17 protein-coding genes are annotated in these 14,692 nt (G+C 67.1%); 13 read left to right on the top strand and 4 right to left on the bottom strand.

Annotation, left to right across the window (positions count from 1 at the left end; all coding sequences use genetic code 11):
* Nucleotides 1-135 precede the first annotated feature (135 nt).
* The gene (locus ACRX5S_RS17750; RefSeq protein WP_436773911.1) at nucleotides 136-489 is read left to right on the top strand and encodes an effector-associated constant component EACC1; all 354 of its coding nucleotides are present in this window, start codon (nucleotides 136-138) and stop codon (nucleotides 487-489) included.
* A 41-nt stretch (nucleotides 490-530) separates the two neighbouring features.
* Nucleotides 531-2,930 (top strand): caspase family protein, encoded by a 2,400-nt coding sequence (locus ACRX5S_RS17745; protein ID WP_436773910.1) that lies wholly within the window; start codon nucleotides 531-533, stop codon nucleotides 2,928-2,930.
* A 14-nt stretch (nucleotides 2,931-2,944) separates the two neighbouring features.
* On the opposite strand, the gene ACRX5S_RS17740 is transcribed toward ACRX5S_RS17745, so the two are convergent.
* The 3 genes from ACRX5S_RS17740 to ACRX5S_RS17730 are packed head-to-tail and all read right to left on the bottom strand — an operon-like array spanning nucleotide 2,945 to nucleotide 4,899.
* Complete coding sequence (locus ACRX5S_RS17740) at nucleotides 2,945-3,373, bottom strand: NUDIX hydrolase (protein ID WP_436773909.1); 429 nt, start codon at nucleotides 3,371-3,373, stop codon at nucleotides 2,945-2,947.
* Entirely contained in the window at nucleotides 3,370-4,119 is a 750-nt protein-coding gene (locus ACRX5S_RS17735; protein WP_436773908.1) for a protein phosphatase 2C domain-containing protein, read from the bottom strand. Before ACRX5S_RS17735 ends, ACRX5S_RS17740 begins: the two co-directional genes overlap by 4 nt.
* Before the next feature lie 12 nt (nucleotides 4,120-4,131).
* Nucleotides 4,132-4,899 (bottom strand): GntR family transcriptional regulator, encoded by a 768-nt coding sequence (locus tag ACRX5S_RS17730; protein ID WP_436773907.1) that lies wholly within the window; start codon nucleotides 4,897-4,899, stop codon nucleotides 4,132-4,134.
* 418 nt (nucleotides 4,900-5,317) lie between these two features.
* Here ACRX5S_RS17730 and ACRX5S_RS17725 point away from each other — a divergent pair, with 418 nt between their 5' ends.
* From ACRX5S_RS17725 to ACRX5S_RS17695, 7 genes are all read left to right on the top strand, one after another.
* Nucleotides 5,318-5,632 (top strand): hypothetical protein, encoded by a 315-nt coding sequence (locus ACRX5S_RS17725; protein WP_436773906.1) that lies wholly within the window; start codon nucleotides 5,318-5,320, stop codon nucleotides 5,630-5,632.
* Nucleotides 5,623-5,877, top strand: coding sequence for a hypothetical protein (locus tag ACRX5S_RS17720; RefSeq protein WP_436773905.1), 255 nt, complete (start codon nucleotides 5,623-5,625; stop codon nucleotides 5,875-5,877). Before ACRX5S_RS17725 ends, ACRX5S_RS17720 begins: the two co-directional genes overlap by 10 nt.
* On the top strand, nucleotides 5,874-7,439 hold the full coding sequence (locus tag ACRX5S_RS17715) for a hypothetical protein (protein WP_436773904.1): 1,566 nt from the start codon (nucleotides 5,874-5,876) through the stop codon (nucleotides 7,437-7,439). The genes ACRX5S_RS17720 and ACRX5S_RS17715 overlap by 4 nt, the downstream gene beginning before the upstream one ends.
* The gene (locus tag ACRX5S_RS17710; RefSeq protein WP_436773903.1) at nucleotides 7,436-7,756 is read left to right on the top strand and encodes a WhiB family transcriptional regulator; all 321 of its coding nucleotides are present in this window, start codon (nucleotides 7,436-7,438) and stop codon (nucleotides 7,754-7,756) included. The genes ACRX5S_RS17715 and ACRX5S_RS17710 overlap by 4 nt, the downstream gene beginning before the upstream one ends.
* Nucleotides 7,757-7,853: 97 nt before the next feature.
* On the top strand, nucleotides 7,854-8,222 hold the full coding sequence (gene traA, locus ACRX5S_RS17705; RefSeq protein WP_436773902.1) for a plasmid transfer protein TraA: 369 nt from the start codon (nucleotides 7,854-7,856) through the stop codon (nucleotides 8,220-8,222).
* Nucleotides 8,223-8,257: 35 nt separating this feature from the next.
* Entirely contained in the window at nucleotides 8,258-10,369 is a 2,112-nt protein-coding gene (locus ACRX5S_RS17700) for a hypothetical protein (RefSeq protein WP_436773901.1), read from the top strand.
* A 171-nt stretch (nucleotides 10,370-10,540) separates the two neighbouring features.
* On the top strand, nucleotides 10,541-10,753 hold the full coding sequence (locus ACRX5S_RS17695; protein ID WP_436773900.1) for a hypothetical protein: 213 nt from the start codon (nucleotides 10,541-10,543) through the stop codon (nucleotides 10,751-10,753).
* A gap of 106 nt (nucleotides 10,754-10,859) precedes the next feature.
* Here ACRX5S_RS17695 and ACRX5S_RS17690 read toward each other — a convergent pair whose 3' ends face one another.
* Nucleotides 10,860-11,309 (bottom strand): hypothetical protein, encoded by a 450-nt coding sequence (locus ACRX5S_RS17690; RefSeq protein WP_436773899.1) that lies wholly within the window; start codon nucleotides 11,307-11,309, stop codon nucleotides 10,860-10,862.
* 176 nt (nucleotides 11,310-11,485) lie between these two features.
* Between ACRX5S_RS17690 and ssb the strand changes: the two genes are divergently transcribed.
* The 4 genes from ssb (at nucleotide 11,486) to ACRX5S_RS17670 (ending at nucleotide 14,638) form a co-directional block, all read left to right on the top strand.
* Entirely contained in the window at nucleotides 11,486-11,971 is a 486-nt protein-coding gene (gene ssb / locus ACRX5S_RS17685) for a single-stranded DNA-binding protein (protein WP_436773898.1), read from the top strand.
* A gap of 92 nt (nucleotides 11,972-12,063) precedes the next feature.
* The gene (locus tag ACRX5S_RS17680) at nucleotides 12,064-12,456 is read left to right on the top strand and encodes a hypothetical protein (protein ID WP_436773897.1); all 393 of its coding nucleotides are present in this window, start codon (nucleotides 12,064-12,066) and stop codon (nucleotides 12,454-12,456) included.
* Nucleotides 12,453-13,460 carry a bifunctional DNA primase/polymerase gene (locus tag ACRX5S_RS17675; RefSeq protein WP_436773896.1) on the top strand — a complete coding sequence of 336 codons (1,008 nt, stop codon included), beginning with the start codon at nucleotides 12,453-12,455 and terminating at the stop codon, nucleotides 13,458-13,460. Before ACRX5S_RS17680 ends, ACRX5S_RS17675 begins: the two co-directional genes overlap by 4 nt.
* A complete protein-coding gene (locus ACRX5S_RS17670; protein WP_436773895.1) occupies nucleotides 13,457-14,638 on the top strand; it encodes a DUF3631 domain-containing protein in 1,182 nt (393 codons plus the stop codon). The genes ACRX5S_RS17675 and ACRX5S_RS17670 overlap by 4 nt, the downstream gene beginning before the upstream one ends.
* The last annotated feature ends 54 nt before the right edge of the window (nucleotides 14,639-14,692 follow it).

The raw sequence follows: 14,692 nt of genomic DNA, 5'->3' as shown, positions 1-14,692 counted from the left end.
GCGTCGGGGCAGAGACCGAGGGGGTTGCCGTTGTCCATGTTGTCGACTCTCGACCAGAACATTTCACCCACGCGCTGAGGGCCCTCGACGGTAGCGTTGGGAGCCTGTGGTTGGGGACATGGGCATCGTGTGGGGGTGGAGAAGACCATGACGCGATATGACGTTCGGCTGCTTGATGGCGATGTCGACGATTTTGTGCAACTACTCAAGTGGCTCCAGGGCGACGATCAGCTTGCTCGCCATGCGGTTGTGTCTCGGGCCGACGAAACGGCAAAACCTGGTGAGATGGGCACCGCGCTCGAAGTTGTTCAGCTTGTGGTTGATAGCGGTTTTCAGACCCTGAATCTCGTAATGACCTGCGCCCTTTGGAGGCAGAGCCGGTATAGGCCTCCGGTCGTCACCATCGAGCACAACGGGGTCCGGGTCACTGTTGACTCATCTGACGCAGATGCCGTTGCTCGCATCGCCGAGGCGCTCAGGGGAAGTTGACATTGCCTACAGATTTTCCGCGTGCAGAGAATTCGCGGGCGGTGATTATCGGAACCGCAGCCTATGACCATCTGGATCAGCTGGATGCCGTGCGGAATAATGTCCACGGCCTCCACGCTTATCTGACCTCTTCATCGGGCTGGAACCTGGCAGATGAGCACTGTCAGACGATCTTGAACCCAATAAATCAACGCGAAATTATGGCGCCGCTGCGCGATGCAGCGGAACAGGCAACGGACGGCCTATTTGTCTATTTTGCTGGCCATGGGCACCTTGACGATGATGCGCAATTTTTGGCATCACTCGTCGGAACCCGTATGCATGAGCCATGGACCTGCGTTGAATATCGGCACATCAAGCAGGAGATATTGCGCTCGAAGGCCAGGCAAAGAGTCCTGATTATCGACAGCTGTTTCAGTGGCAGAGTGCATGGTCTGATGTCCGACAGCACCGAAGCGCTCAAGCAACACACTGTTGTCGAAGGTGCTTTGGTAATCACTTCTACTACCGGAAGCGCAGCCGCTCTCGCGCCCGTGGGGGAAGAATATACTGCGTTTACCGGGATGCTCTTGGAGACTCTCCGGCTGGGAATCGACAACGGCTGTCGGCATCTCAGCGCGAGCATGGTTTACAACGACGTCAAAGAAAAGCTCCATGCGCGCTCTCTTCCAGAACCTAGTCAAACCGGCCGGGATCGGGCGGGAGAGATTCTCCTGGCTAGGAACGCAGCGTATTCCGATCCCGGGAAGGCCATACCCCTTCGCTCGGCCGAATTTGTGCGGTGGGCTGATGTGGGGGGCGATGCCTTCGATCAGCTGGTCGGCAAGATCATATCCAAAGTTTATGGTTTCCGCAGTCAGGTCACGATTGCAAAAAAAGGAAGAGCTGTTGGTTGGGACATAGAGGTGGTCCAAGGTGGGCGTCGACGTCTCTTCGAATCACTCTACTGTCCGAAAGGAATTGGCTCTTCAGTTGTTCGCAGTTCTGCTCGGGCTCGCCTAGAGCGGGCGATCTCTACTGGAGAATTCTTTGAGTGGGTTCTCGTTGTTCCGGTAGTTAGGAATGATGAACTAAAGGACTTCGCAGGGCAGTTGTCCGCCGAATTCAACGTCAAAGTCAGAACGATCGATTCCGTTGACTTGGAGGACTACCTCCAGAAGATGCCCAGGCTCCTCGATCACATCGCGCCGGTGCACCTCGTACGCTCTGATGGCAGTCCCGGGCGGGCGGGGCCCTTTGCGGCTAGAGGGCTTCGCGATTTGTCGGATCGCCTGCGCGAGATACCCACACTCGGAGACAAAGACTGGACCGTTGATTTCGCACGCCGTGGGGACATGATCGTGAATACGATTCGGCCGCGCGGCCCTGAGGCCATCAAGCGAAACCCGATACGCGTCAACATAACCTTGGCCCCCGGACACGAGAAAGAAGGTGAGGCGTTGCAGCGCCTCATCGACTTTGGGGTATCTGAGAAGCTCGTTCTTAGTAAGAATGCCGTGACTGCACTGGAGGTATCAGGGCCGGAATGGGCTCAAGAGAGATTCTTGAATGTTCACGTCGAGCTATTGCCAGCTGACGGCCTAGCGGACACGGGGGCTCTGGTAGAGCTTAGGTTTCCTGAAACTGAAAATAAGCCCGCTAGTAGGCATGAAGGGAGCCTAACTCACATCTCTTCTGGCGTACGGGGTTACACGCTCAGCGCCAGTTTTTATTCCGAGCTTACTGTCTCTTTCCTAATTCCTCGGGGTGAGGTGTGCACTGCTACGTGCGAGCTCTTCCTATATGTAGGGGGGATGAGCCCCGCAGCAGCCCTGAGAGCACTTGACCTGGCGCGAGAAATAACCTCGCGGCCATCGTTCAGTTTCTATGTTGATGGAGCTCCGGCCTGGACACTTGAGGCCCCAATGTCCGAGCCTGCGAATATCGACGATGAGTTGCGGGACTTGGAAATGCTGGTGGCGGACCTTGACGTGGTGCAACGGCACAGTGGGGTTTACTTTGCAATACCCGAGGAGGTCTCGGCCGTAGAGCGAGTCCGCCTGCGCTTCGGGCGCCTGTTGGCAGAGGGAAACTGCCTTGTAAATCCCGAATGTAAGAGACTGTCAGGCACTCTGTCAGGCTTCGATGATCCCGTTCTGCGGGCGCTCGTTGAAGGGGAGGGTCGGGCTTTGGCGGTTCATTTTCAAGAATGGACGCTGCTCTTTCAAGGGCGGGAGATCCCGTTCGGGTCCGTGGTGGCCTATCACCCCCACGTGGTTGCCGAAGACCCGAAATCTGTCTTGAACGCTCTTGATGCCCAACTCCCGGGGACACCGATTGCGTTGGTCCCGCAGGGCGGCCGCTACTATCACTTCTACATTCCGGAAAAGATCAACGGTAAAGAAGGTGCTGAGCCCTTCTCGTCCTGGGGGCTCCACGGATATTCGCCTCCGCAAGCATGAAATAATGCGACGGACTAGCTTAGAAGTTCTCCGTCATGGGACCTGATCTCTACTCCACGCGGCCAATTGAGTGAGTCGATAACGCGAATTCGGTAGGCCTCAACCATGAGGTCGGGCAGATCATCGATCGATGCCCAGCGGAATCCCATAACTTCGCCGTTCGGTTTGAGGTGGCCTCCCGTAATCTGGCAACGAAAAACCAGGGCCACGACTCCCAGGACCATGTTCTTGTAGACACCGGTCAGCCCGAGGGGCTCGACCTCTAGACCCGTCTCTTCGCGCATCTCCCGACGAAGCCCGTCAATGATGGTCTCGTGTCGCTCGAGGACTCCACCCGGAGGCTCCCAGCGGCCGTTGTCGCGGCGGCGGATTAGGAGAACTTGGCCTTCTCCGTTGACGATGACGCCTGCGACGCTGACGGAGTGCTTGGCGGCATCGGTCATGGGGTGAACTCGCGGCAGAGGGCGATGGTGGCGTCGTCGTGGGGTTTGCCGCGGTAGGTGCCGGGGGCGGTGGCGAGTTCGGCCTCGCGGACGGCGCGGACCGCGGCGGCGGGGCCCTCGGATTCGGTGAGGTCCATGAGGCGGGACCAGGACCATTCGTAGCGTTCGACGAGGCGGGACATGCCGTCGGTCATGACGGCGATACGGCGGACGTCGGCGGCGGGGAGCGAGCCGACGATGGCGTGTTCGGCTGCCTCGGGCTTGGTGCTGGCGATCCAGAAGCCGCCGGGGTGATTGCGGAGGCGGTTCAGGTCGGCCTGCGTGTAGCCGGGGAGATGGGACGTCGCGTCGTCGGTGATGGCCTGCACCTTGCCGTCGGTGGTCTCGATGGCCATCGGCGAGTCGCACAGGATCAAGTAGTCGACCGTGTCCGCGTGGTGGCGCATGAGGGCGACTGTGGTGGACGGGCTGTTCGGGTGGGTCAGGTCGCAGGTGTCGGCGTGCATGGCGCAGACGCGTTCGATCGCGTCGGCGAGGATGGACGTCAGGGACGTGTCCGGCTCGGTGACGATGGCGGTCGCGAGTTGGGTGCCGAGGCGTTGGACCAGCCATCGGACGTTGTGGATGCAGCCGGATTCGCTGAGCTGCGTTGCTCCGTCGAGCACGACGACGAACCGTTCCCCCGCGATGACGAAGTCGTCGTTCTTGCCGCCCGGTTCGGGCTCGCTGGTGTAGGTGACCTGCAAGGCGCTTCCTGACTACTCGGGTGCGGGGAACTCGTAACAGAACACGTGGCGGTCGCCGGCGACCACTGACGTCAGTACTTCCACGGGACCATCTGCGGTGAACGCAATCCGTCGAAGCTCGGCGACCGGGATGCCGGGCGAGAGACGGAGAGACTTCGTCTCATCGGGCGACGGCATGCGGATGGCGATCTCCTCGCGGAACCGCTCCAGGCGTAGGCCCTTCTCCTCAAGGCGCGCATAGCTGCCGCCAGGGCCCGTGTCCTCGTTGCGGATCGCGGTGTCGGCGACCGTCTCAAGCAGGTAGTAGCTGTCGGCGACCTGGGTGGGTTCGTCGTCGACCCAGTTGCGCCGGCGGCGTACGAAGACCGTGGTGTCCGGCTCGATGCCGAACCACTCGGCGACCCACTTGGGCGCCGGTACGTCTTCGAGCCCGAGGATCTCCTGACCCCAGCGGCGTCCCTGTGCCTCTATCTCCGCCTCGAAGGCTGCCTTGCCCTCCGCGCGCGTCTTCCGGGAGAAGCGAGCCGAGCCCATGTGGATCGTGGGTGGCTGCTTCTTCACGAACACGCCGCGGCCTCGTTCCGAGACGACGAGCCCTTCCTCCTTGAGGAGCCGTACGGCTTGGCGAGCGGTCGTCGGCGACGTGCCGTACGTCCCGACCAGCACGCTTTCGGACGGGAGTGGCTGCCCCGGTTCAAGCGCGCCGCTGACGATCTGCTTGCGCAACTCGTCGGCGATCTGGCGCGACGGGGGCCGCGGGTCGGTCGGATCGATGCTCATGCGAGCCATCGTAGGACTACTTCCCTAGTGAGGTATTGCGGCGCCCAGACTTGTCGCGCTACGGTGACGTCACTACCTCACTAGTGAGGCAGTGACGTAGGGGTCTTCAGATCGCTACGTGTGGTTTGACCTGCACGTATGCACGGCGCCGAAAGCAGAGCGACCGGCAGGGAAGGCGGCAGTGGCGAGCCGCGCGCCCGTCGGTACAGCGCGTTCCTTGAGAACTCCACAGTGAGTTGAACGACCACAGACACGAGTGTTTTTGGTCCCCGATCCGCGCTGAAGTCGGTTGTGGGTCGGGGGTCATGACCGCTCGTCAGTTGTGGCGAGGCGCACCGATGTGCGCCGGGGCGGTCGCCGTCCGGCCAAGGTCCGGCGGCCGCCCCGTGGGTCACCTCCTGAAGAAGAGGAGAGCGACTTGCGAACCATTGTTGCGGGACGCCCGACGTCGTCGGGTGGTGAGTTCGCCGAGTTGGTGCTCGGCTTCGACCCGGTTCTGTTCACGGGACCCGCGGTCGAGACGGAGTCGGAGCGCGCGGCGCGGCTGGATGTGGCGTCCGACGTCCTGACGGAGATGTGGCGGGAGGACGCCGAGGCGGCGACCTACGCCACCCTGCTGTCCCTGGCGGCAGCGCGGTTGCGGCCGGCGGTCGTTCGTCGGGCTCGCGGTTACCGCGTTTGCGCGTACGGCTCGCTGCAGCGTGGCCGGGTGGGCGGTGCGCGATGGCTGTGACGCTGGTTCGTCAGGCTGTGGCGTCGACGAGCGCGGGCACCGCGTACGCGCGGGCCGACGAGGCCGTCAACGACCTGCTTCGCTTCCGGGCGCAGGTCGGCAAGTTGGCGACGCTCGCGGCGGAGTTGGAGGCGCGGTACGGACCGGCTGAGGGCTGGGATGCGCGTACGTGGGACGAGTACGAGCACCGTTCTGAGGCCGGGGCGTGGCGTGAGGCTGCGGCGTTGTTCGGCGGTCCGCAGTGAAGCGGCCGACGCGCCTGTCGGAGTTGGTGGGTGCGGGGCCCGGGTCGCTGTGGCTTCCTGAGCCGACGGCTCTCGCGGTCGAGTCGGAGGCCAAGGCGCGTGCCGCGCAACTCGTGGACGATGCCGAGCGGTCCGCGCGTGAGCTGTTGGCACAGGCGGAAGTTGAGGCCGACCGCATCCGCGGCGAGGCGTTCACGGAGCGGCGCGCGGCGGAGGCTGAGGCCCGCCAGGCGGAGACGAGCGCGGGCATCGTCCGCGACGAGTTTGAGCAGTTGAGCGCGGCCGGCCCCGAGGCGGTTGCGCGGGCTCGGGCGACCGCGGAGACGATCGTCGCCGAGGCTCGGAGCAGTGCGGCGACGCTGCGCGAGGACGCGTCGGCGACAGCGTCGCGGGTGCGCGGTGCGGCCGACACGTACGCCAAGGGAGTCCTCGACGAGGCCGAGCGTGCTAAGCAGCGCGCTCAGGAACTCGTCGACGAGGCCAAGGCGGAGGCTCGGCGCATCGTCGAGGGCGCGGACGGGGAAGCGGGCGACGTCGTCGCGGCGGCGAAGGATGCGGCGGCGGAGGCGGCGGCGGAGGCGAGCGGCACCGCGAACGCGGATGCCGACCGCATCCGCGCCGAAGCTGAGGCGGCGGCCGACGCGTTGCGGGCGCAGGCGCGTACCGCGGCCACCCGGATCACGTCCGAGGCGAGCCGCGAGGCGCAGGCCGAACGCGCGCGGGCGGCAGGCGCCGTCCGCGATGCCGAGGCGGCGCGTACGGATGTCGAGCGGTTGCGCGTGGACCTGGGCAAGAAGCTGGACCGGCTGCGGTGGCGCACGAACATCCTCGGGCGCGTGCTGCCGGTTGTCGCGCTTCTCGCGGCGGTCGCGCTGACGGCCTCGGGTGAGTACCACCTGTACGTGTGGGCGGGGTTCGGGTTCTTCGCCGCGTTCGGTCCGGTGTGCATCGACGCGTACGTGATCGCCGCGTTCCGGCGTCGCCGCGAAGTCGGTTGGGCGATCGGCGTGATGGTGCTGACGAACGTCACGGTGCACCTGCTTCCGCTGCTTCCCGGCGGGTGGATGCACATCGTCATCCGGGTCGCCGTTGCCGGGCTCGCTCCCGTCGTCTTGTGGCGGGTGCACGAACTCCTCCATGACGGAAGCGCTTCCCGCGACGCTGACCAGCCCGGGGAGCAGACGGAAGCGCTCCCGACCGACGTACCTGCGGTGCTTCCCGCGCCTGTTACGGAAGCAGTCGTGACCGCTTCCCGGGAAGCGCCTGCCACGCCGGTGCGGATCACATCTGTTCCCCGCAAGGCACCCCGCGCCTCCGCGAAGCAGGCCGCGCCCGTGCTGGGAAGCGGCTCGCGGGATCACGTCGCGGCGGCGCTGGAACTGCTGCGTGAGCACAACGGCGACGTGTCGTACCGCGCGGCCACGCAGGCTCTGGGCTGCCGCTACGACACCGCCAAGGACGCCCTCGACGAAGCCAAGCGGCAGTACGCCGGTGGCGCGAACGTCCTGACCCTCCCCGTTCAGTCCGGCACCACCAACGCCGAGGAGGCGACACCCCGATGAGCGTCAAGAAGGCCGCGACCGGTCCGCGCAAGCGCTGGGAGAACGCGGCGGCGTGCCGCGACTCCAGCGGTACCAGCGCGTACGCCGAGTGGTTCAGCGAGCCGGACGGCGTCCGCGAGACCGACGCCGCGCGGGAGATGCGCGAGCGCGCGGCGAAGTCGCTGTGCCGCTCGTGCCCGGTGCGGCGTGACTGCCTGGTGGCGGCGCTGGAGGAGCGCGACGAGCACACGATCCGCGGCGGGCTGACCGTTGAGGAGCGGCGCGCGCTGCGGCGCAAGGCGAACCGCACCGCGGCCGAGGTCGCCAAGGCCGCCTGACGGCCGAAAACGAACAGCGCAGTACGACAAGCACAGCCGACATCTCGTGCGGGGCCCGGAACTTCCCGGGTCCCGCTTCTTCTTGGAGGACTGCCCTATGGCTCGCCGTTCGCTCGGCAACGCCCGTCAGATCCTGTCGGACCCGGAGTTCTTGAACCCGGAGAGCATCCGCACATACACCAACGCCGGCCGCGAGCTGCTGCGTGACGTCTCCGTCGACCTGGCCATCGGGTCGGAGGTTCTGCGCGCGGTGCTCAAGGAAATCCCCGTCATCGGCTCGAACGCCCCGGGCGGGGCCCGCGTCCGCGCGTTCGCCATCGCGCGGCACGTCGACATCGCGGCCGAGGAGTCCAAGGCCGCCGCCGCGCGCATGGCGCAGTGCTACGCGGCGTTCCTCAAGCACTTCGCGCCCGAGCTGGAGCAGGCAGGCCACAAGAAGCCCGCCCCGAAGTTCACCTTCGCCTGACCGCCCCGACGACTTCGAGAGGACGAACGATCGCGATGGCAGCGAAGAACACCTTGCAGCAGGGGAGTGCGGACGTCGGGGCGCAGATGGCGAAGTGGATCGCCTCGCGTACCGCGCCGTTCCTCCCGCCGTGGCTGCTCGTCGGCGTCCTCGGTGGCGCGGCGGCGTTCGGGCACGCGCACTTCGAGGACAACACCGCCGCGACCGCCGTCATGGGCGCGGCGTCGACCGCGGTCACCGCGGCGACGTGGCAGGAGGCGTCCCGGCGTTCGCCGCGGCTGCGCGGGCACGCCACGGTGACCGTCGCGGCGTCGACCGCGTACGTCACGGCCGGCACCGTCGCCGGTCCGCTGACCGGCGGCGTCGGCACCATGTACGTCATCGGCGGCGCGGCGCTCGCGCTGTCGTGGAACGTTCGCTACGCGCTCCGCAACTCGGCCGAGGCCGAAGGAGCGGGCGGGGACAAGCTGCTCGATATGGTCGGCATGGCCAAGGCCAACGTCGTCAAGGGCAACGTCGAAGGCTCCCGCGTGGACGCCGTGTTGCAGCTCGAACGCGGCAAGATGACCGCGGCCGACGCGCAGAACAAGGCCGGGCTCATCGCGTCCGCGGCGGGCATCCCCGCTACGGCCGTACGCATGACCGCGGACCCGGACGACAGTTCGCGGGTGTCCATGTCGCTGGTCGCGCAGGACGCGCTGAAGAAGCCGACGCCGTGGCCCGGCCCGTACGCGCCCGGCAGCTCGGTCGCCAAGCCCATCGTCATGGGTGTGTGCGAGGACGGCCTCGCGCTGGAGTTCTACCTCCCGGGCGACCCGGACGTGCCGCGCAACGCGAGCCACATCCTGTGGGCGGGCATGAACGGCTCCGGCAAGTCCGAGGGCTTCCTCGTCATGGCGGTCGAGGTCCTGACCCGGTCCGATGTGCTGCTGTGGGTCGGCGACCCGTCCAAGGGACGCCAGACGCTCGGCGACATCGCGCACGGCCTCGACTGGATCGAGACGACACCGAAGGGCGTCGGAGCGATGCTCGACGCGTTGCCGCACGTCATCCGCGCCCGCGCCGATCAACTCGGGCGGCTCGGCTACAAGCAGTGGGTCCCGGAGTGCTGGACCAAGCACCGCATCCCGCTCGTCGTGGCGCACTTCGAGGAAGCGGCCGACAGCACGGTGTCGGAGAACCCGAACCTCAAGCCGATCGCCCAGCAGGCGCGGTCCGCCGGCGTCATCCTCTCGGTCAGCCTTCAGCGCGCGTCGGGTACGAACGTCGACACCGACGTGCGGTCGGAGTTCGGGACCGGGTTCATGTTCGGCTGCCAGAAGCCCGTGGACGCGACGTTCGTCCTCAACGACGAGACAATCGAGGCGGGGGCGAGCCCGCAGACGTGGAAGAACAGCAAGCCCGGTTCCTGCTACGTACAGAGCCCCGGGCGCACGCTCGGGCGCTGGGCCATGCCGAACCGCACGTTCCGGCTCGACCCGAGCGAGGACGCCCGGCGCGAGGTCCGCGAACTCATCGCCGCATACAAGGGCATCCGCGCCGTCGCCGACCCGGTGACTGCCCGCGCGGCGGGACCGGCGTACGCGGCACACCGCGCCAGCGCGACCGCGAAGGCGCGCGAAGCCCGCGCGGGCGTTCCCGCGCCGCGCGCGGATCTCGCGCGGCGGGACCGAACGCCGAACCGGCTGCCCGAGGCGGAGGTTGTGGACGCGTCGTTCGTCTTCGCAGGCGACGACGAGGCGCCGCGCGGCTACTCGGATGCCGAACTCGCCGCGATGGACGACGCGCAGCTTGCCGCCGCCATGCAGGCGTCCTGCGCGGATGACGACCTGGTCGTGAACCCCGACGAGGAACTGCCCGAACTGCCGGACGGAGCCGACTCCGTCGTGCTCGGGGAGCCGTCGCCGTTCCCGGCGCGCGAGCTGACCGAGGACGAGGCGTACGCCGAACTCCTCGCGCTCGTCGACGCACTGGAGGCCGCCGGCCACCACGAGATCGGGCCGCGCGAGATCACCCAGCAGTGGAAGGGCCGTTCGCGATCGTGGGTGTCCCGGACCCTCAACCGGCTCGCCGACGAAGGCCGCCTCCGGGAGACGGAGGCCGCCGGACGGTACGGCATCGTCCCGGCAGACGGCTACGCCGCGTAGCTGTGCGCGGCAGGTGTGCGCACACCTGCCGAGTGTGCGCACGGCGTGCGCACACCCCGTTCACGCGTACGCGCCCGCATAAAGGCCCGCAAGCGTCCGCGCACACCTGTGTGCGCACGCTCACGCACACCTCACCCAACGTGACCAAACCCCAAGGAGGGACGCACCGCCATGGCCGAGTTCTACATCGAGTTCAAGGACGCCGCGGGCAACAGCCGCGGCAGCAAGTACTTCAGCAAGTCCACCGACAGCGACGCGCTGACCGAGGGACAGAGCCTGCTCACGTCCGAGCACCGCACCAACAAGCGCATCGTCGTCGCGACCGTCTACCACCGGACGCTGTTCTCCGACCGCGCGAACGAGGTCGGCGAACTGAAGGTCTGACCATGCCCCGGGGCGGCCGTCCCAACCGCCAAGAAGAGCCGACCGCCCCGGGCCCTGTCTCACCACAAGCCGAAACAGGCATTCCGATTCTCCGCCCCGTGCACGTTTACCAAGCAGGCGGCCGTGACGCCTTGCTGTCCTCGGTCTCCTCCGGCCACGTGACGGGGTGGGCGTCGGTACGGAGGAGGATGCCGGGATCCGGCGGATCCTCCGGATGTCGCGGCGGCCACCACGCCCGCCGGGTCCGCGGAAGCGGGATCTCGACGAGCTTGCCATCGTGGATCATCCACAGCCCGAAGCAGTCGTCCTCCTCGTCGTGGATGAGGACCTGCACCGTTTCCGGGCGCGGCCATGGCAAGGACTCCAGATCCCTTAGCAGGCCGGTTCGGCCGCTCATCCTCACGAACTCAGTGCCCCAGGCGAACATGTAGAGCCCGCGCGGCCGCATTTCGTGGAAGACGCCGTTCCAGGTCCGATCCGGGTCGGAGCGGGTCAGTGGCTCCATGACCTCGTCTGCGTCCTGGGCCAACACGATCACTTCAGCGATTCTGCTCACGCCCGCACTTCACCGCTTGGCGCTTGTGCACGCAATCGAATTCGCGCAGCGCTCGCCGCTTGCGGTACTGCCTGCCCCGCCGTTCCCCACGGTCCCGGAAGTCGAATTCGACTGCTTCCGAGGCTGCGGGGGATGGCCGGAAGGCCCGGCCCTCCCGACTAAAGGGAGGCACCACAGTGGGCACCAACACCACGCACATCACCGTGACCGGGAACCTGACGCGCGACCCGGAGGCCGGATACACCGCCTCGGGCGCGTTCTTCGCCCGGTTCTCCATCGCTGTCACGCCGCGCAAGTTCGACCAGCAGTCGAACCAGTGGACCGACGGCGAGACGACGTTTTGGGACACCACTGCATGGCGTGCGCTCGGTGAGCACATCGCCGAGTCGCTGACCAAGGGCGACCGCGTCATCGCGACCGGCACCGTTCGCACGCACCGCTGGCAGGACGAGAAGACCAAGGAGCCCCGCTCCCGCGTCGTGCTGGAGCTGGAGGACATCGGCCCCTCCCTGACCTGGGCCACCGCCACGGTCAACAAGGCCACGCGCAGCGCCGGCGCACCGCGCGCCAACGGCGCCAGTCACGACCCGTGGGCCGACGGGCCCACCGACGGATGGGCGCCTGCGAAAGCCGCGGCCTCCGACGACAACCCGCCGTTCTGAACACGCCCCGGGGCACCCGATGACTTCTTGGCGGAAGCGGGTGCCCCGGGTCTCTCACCGCCCCTCGCGGGGGCAGACAGGAGACCTCAAGCATGACCTATCCCACGACCGCGCGTCGCGGGCCGGACGCGCCTACCGTCGCTGACTCCATCGCCGAGGCCACGCGCACGCTGAGCTACGTCTTGCAGAGCGAGGCGAGCCGCGGAGTGTGGCCGCCGACGCCGGCCGATGCGTACCGCATCGTCGGGGCGCTCGTCATCATGGCCGGACGGCTGCCTGACGTCCTCCACGAGATGACGGGTATCGCCCACGAGCCGGACGGCCTGCGCATCGACGACGGCAGCGACCCCCGCGCGCACCTCAGGCGGCTGTGCGTGGCCATTGGCGAAGCGCAACAGCACGTCAGCGGCCTCGAATCCGCCCTGAACACCGCGTGGACGCTGCTCGGCGCCGTCGGTTACGACCAGGCGCAGGACGCGCAATGACCTCAACCAACCGCAACCGCATGTGTCGGCGGTGGTCCGCGAATCCGTGCCCTGAAACGCGCGGGCTGCGCCGGTACACCAACGGGTACTTCTGCCCCGCCCACGCCCCCGGCGGGGGCACCGCGCCGCTGGACGACCTGAACCCCTTCAAGACTGCGGCACTCGCGTGCGCCGAACGCGGGTGGCACGTGATCCCGCTCGTAGCGGGCGGTAAGGAACCCGCCGTCAGCCATTGGCCGGACCGGGCAAGTAGCGATCGCGAGCTGATCGCGCGGTTCTGGGACCGCGGCCCGTACAACATCGGCATCGTCACCGAGCCCAGTCGCCTGGTCGTCGTGGATCTCGACATGCCCAAGCACGCTGGGGACAAGCCGACGAAGGAACCGTGGTCGGGCACGGACGTACGCCACGGCGCGGATGTGCTCGCGGTGTTGGCGAAGAACGCGGGACAGCCTTTCCCGGACGAGACGTTCGCCGTTACTACCCGATCCGGCGGAACGCACCTGTACTTCGCTGCACCGCCCGGACCGGCGCTGCCGAGCACGGTCGAAAAGCACGGATGGAAGGTCGACACCCGGGCCCGCCGCGGGTACGTGATTGCTGCTGGCAGCGTCGTCGAGGGACGCGCGTACACCGTCGCTCGTGACGTCGACGTCGCACCGCTCCCGGCATGGCTCTTGGGAGTCCTGCGACCCGTGGCGACGCCCGCGCGACCGGTGCCACTCGGCTCGGTTCGCGTGGCGTCCGCGTATGCGGCCTCAGCCTTGCGGAACGAAACGGCCAACGTCGCGGCTGCGCTCGAAGGCGGTCGCAACGCTGCACTCGTACGCGCCGCACGGGCCTTGGGTCGGCTCGTCGCGTCCGGCGACATCCCGCGCGCGGTGGTGGAAGACGCTCTTAAGGGGGCAGCCACGACTGCCGGGCTCCCGGACAACGAGAGCGCTCCGTCCATCCGAAGCGCTCTCGACTGGTCAATCTGCAACAACCGCAAGGGAGCGGCATGACCGAGCCGGAATCCCCCCGCCTTAAGAGCGCTCTTCTTCCCGAACCCACCGGACCGCGAGTCGACGGTTCCGCCGTGCTCGACGAGGTCGAGGCATTCCATCGTCGCTTCAACGTGTTCCCGCTCGAAGCTGCTTACGTGGCAGTGACGTTGTGGGACGCGCATGCGCATCTCGTCGACTGCTTCGACGCCACGCCCCGACTCGCGTTCCTTTCGCCTGAACCGGCGAGCGGCAAGAGCCGGGCGCTGGAAATCGTCGAAACGCTCGTTCCCGCGCCGATGGTGGCCGTGAGCGCGAGTGCTGCGGCGCTGTTCCGGTCCGTGTCGGGTGACGCGCGGCCGACCGTGCTGTTCGACGAGATCGACACCGTGTTCGGCCCGAAAGCGGGCGAGAACGAGGAACTGCGCGGGTGGCTCAACGCCGGCCACCGACGCTCGGGCGTCACGTACCGGTGCGTCGGCGACGGGTCAAGTCAGAGCGTGCAGGCGTTCCCGTCGTTCTGCGCGGTCGCCGTGGCCGGGCTCGGGTCGCTGCCGGACACGATCCTGACCCGCTCGGTCATCATCCGCATGCGCCGGCGGGCACCGAACGAGCGTGTGGAGCCGTTCCGGCAGCGCATCCACACCGACGAGGGACACGAGATCCGTGACCGCCTCGCCGCGTGGGCGACGACGGTACGAGAGCAAGTCGCCGACGCCTGGCCGGAGATGCCCGAGGGCATCACGGACCGTCCCGCCGACGTCTGGGAGTCGCTGCTTGCGATTGCCGACGCCGCGGGCGGTCACTGGCCCGAGCGAGCCCGCGCGGCGTGCGTCGAACTCGTCGACGCAGCAGGCGATGACAAGTCGTCGGTCGGCATCCGGCTCCTCACGGACCTGCGGGACCGGGTGTTCCGCGGGGCGGAGCGGATGCCGACGGCGGTGATCCTGGAGCACCTGAACGCCATGGACGAGGCCCCGTGGGCGGACCTGAATGGGCGCTCGCTGGACGGCCGAGGACTGGCGAAGCTCCTCAAGGAGTACGTCACCGGGGCCAACAAGCCGATCGCCGCGCGGAACATCCGCAGCAGTACCGGACCGATCGTCAAGGGCTACTACGCGACCGACCTACACGACGCGTGGACGCGCTACTGCCCTCCCACCCTGGAAAGTCCGCTACATCCGCTACAAGTGGTCTGAAACAGGGTCTGACCAGCACGAACGACGTAGCGGATCGGCACGCGCCGATCCGCT

Source organism: Yinghuangia sp. YIM S09857 (genome assembly GCF_051388915.1).
GTDB lineage: Bacteria > Actinomycetota > Actinomycetes > Streptomycetales > Streptomycetaceae > Yinghuangia.
Note: the sequence above shows the minus strand (reverse complement) of the source record. Positions and strands in the feature narration are given on the sequence as shown.

What these genes read in the sequence shown, in the direction of transcription:
- ACRX5S_RS17720 (WP_436773905.1), top strand. Translation starts at nt 5,623, where the DNA reads ATGGCTGTGACGCTGGTTCGTCAGGCTGTGGCGTCGACGAGCGCGGGC.
- ACRX5S_RS17700 (WP_436773901.1), top strand. Translation starts at nt 8,258, where the DNA reads ATGGCAGCGAAGAACACCTTGCAGCAGGGGAGTGCGGACGTCGGGGCG.
- ACRX5S_RS17680 (WP_436773897.1), top strand. Translation starts at nt 12,064, where the DNA reads ATGACCTATCCCACGACCGCGCGTCGCGGGCCGGACGCGCCTACCGTC.
- ACRX5S_RS17710 (WP_436773903.1), top strand. Translation starts at nt 7,436, where the DNA reads ATGAGCGTCAAGAAGGCCGCGACCGGTCCGCGCAAGCGCTGGGAGAAC.
- ACRX5S_RS17670 (WP_436773895.1), top strand. Translation starts at nt 13,457, where the DNA reads ATGACCGAGCCGGAATCCCCCCGCCTTAAGAGCGCTCTTCTTCCCGAA.
- ACRX5S_RS17730 (WP_436773907.1), bottom strand. Translation starts at nt 4,899, where the DNA reads ATGAGCATCGATCCGACCGACCCGCGGCCCCCGTCGCGCCAGATCGCC.
- ACRX5S_RS17695 (WP_436773900.1), top strand. Translation starts at nt 10,541, where the DNA reads ATGGCCGAGTTCTACATCGAGTTCAAGGACGCCGCGGGCAACAGCCGC.
- ACRX5S_RS17740 (WP_436773909.1), bottom strand. Translation starts at nt 3,373, where the DNA reads ATGACCGATGCCGCCAAGCACTCCGTCAGCGTCGCAGGCGTCATCGTC.
- traA (WP_436773902.1), top strand. Translation starts at nt 7,854, where the DNA reads ATGGCTCGCCGTTCGCTCGGCAACGCCCGTCAGATCCTGTCGGACCCG.
- ACRX5S_RS17675 (WP_436773896.1), top strand. Translation starts at nt 12,453, where the DNA reads ATGACCTCAACCAACCGCAACCGCATGTGTCGGCGGTGGTCCGCGAAT.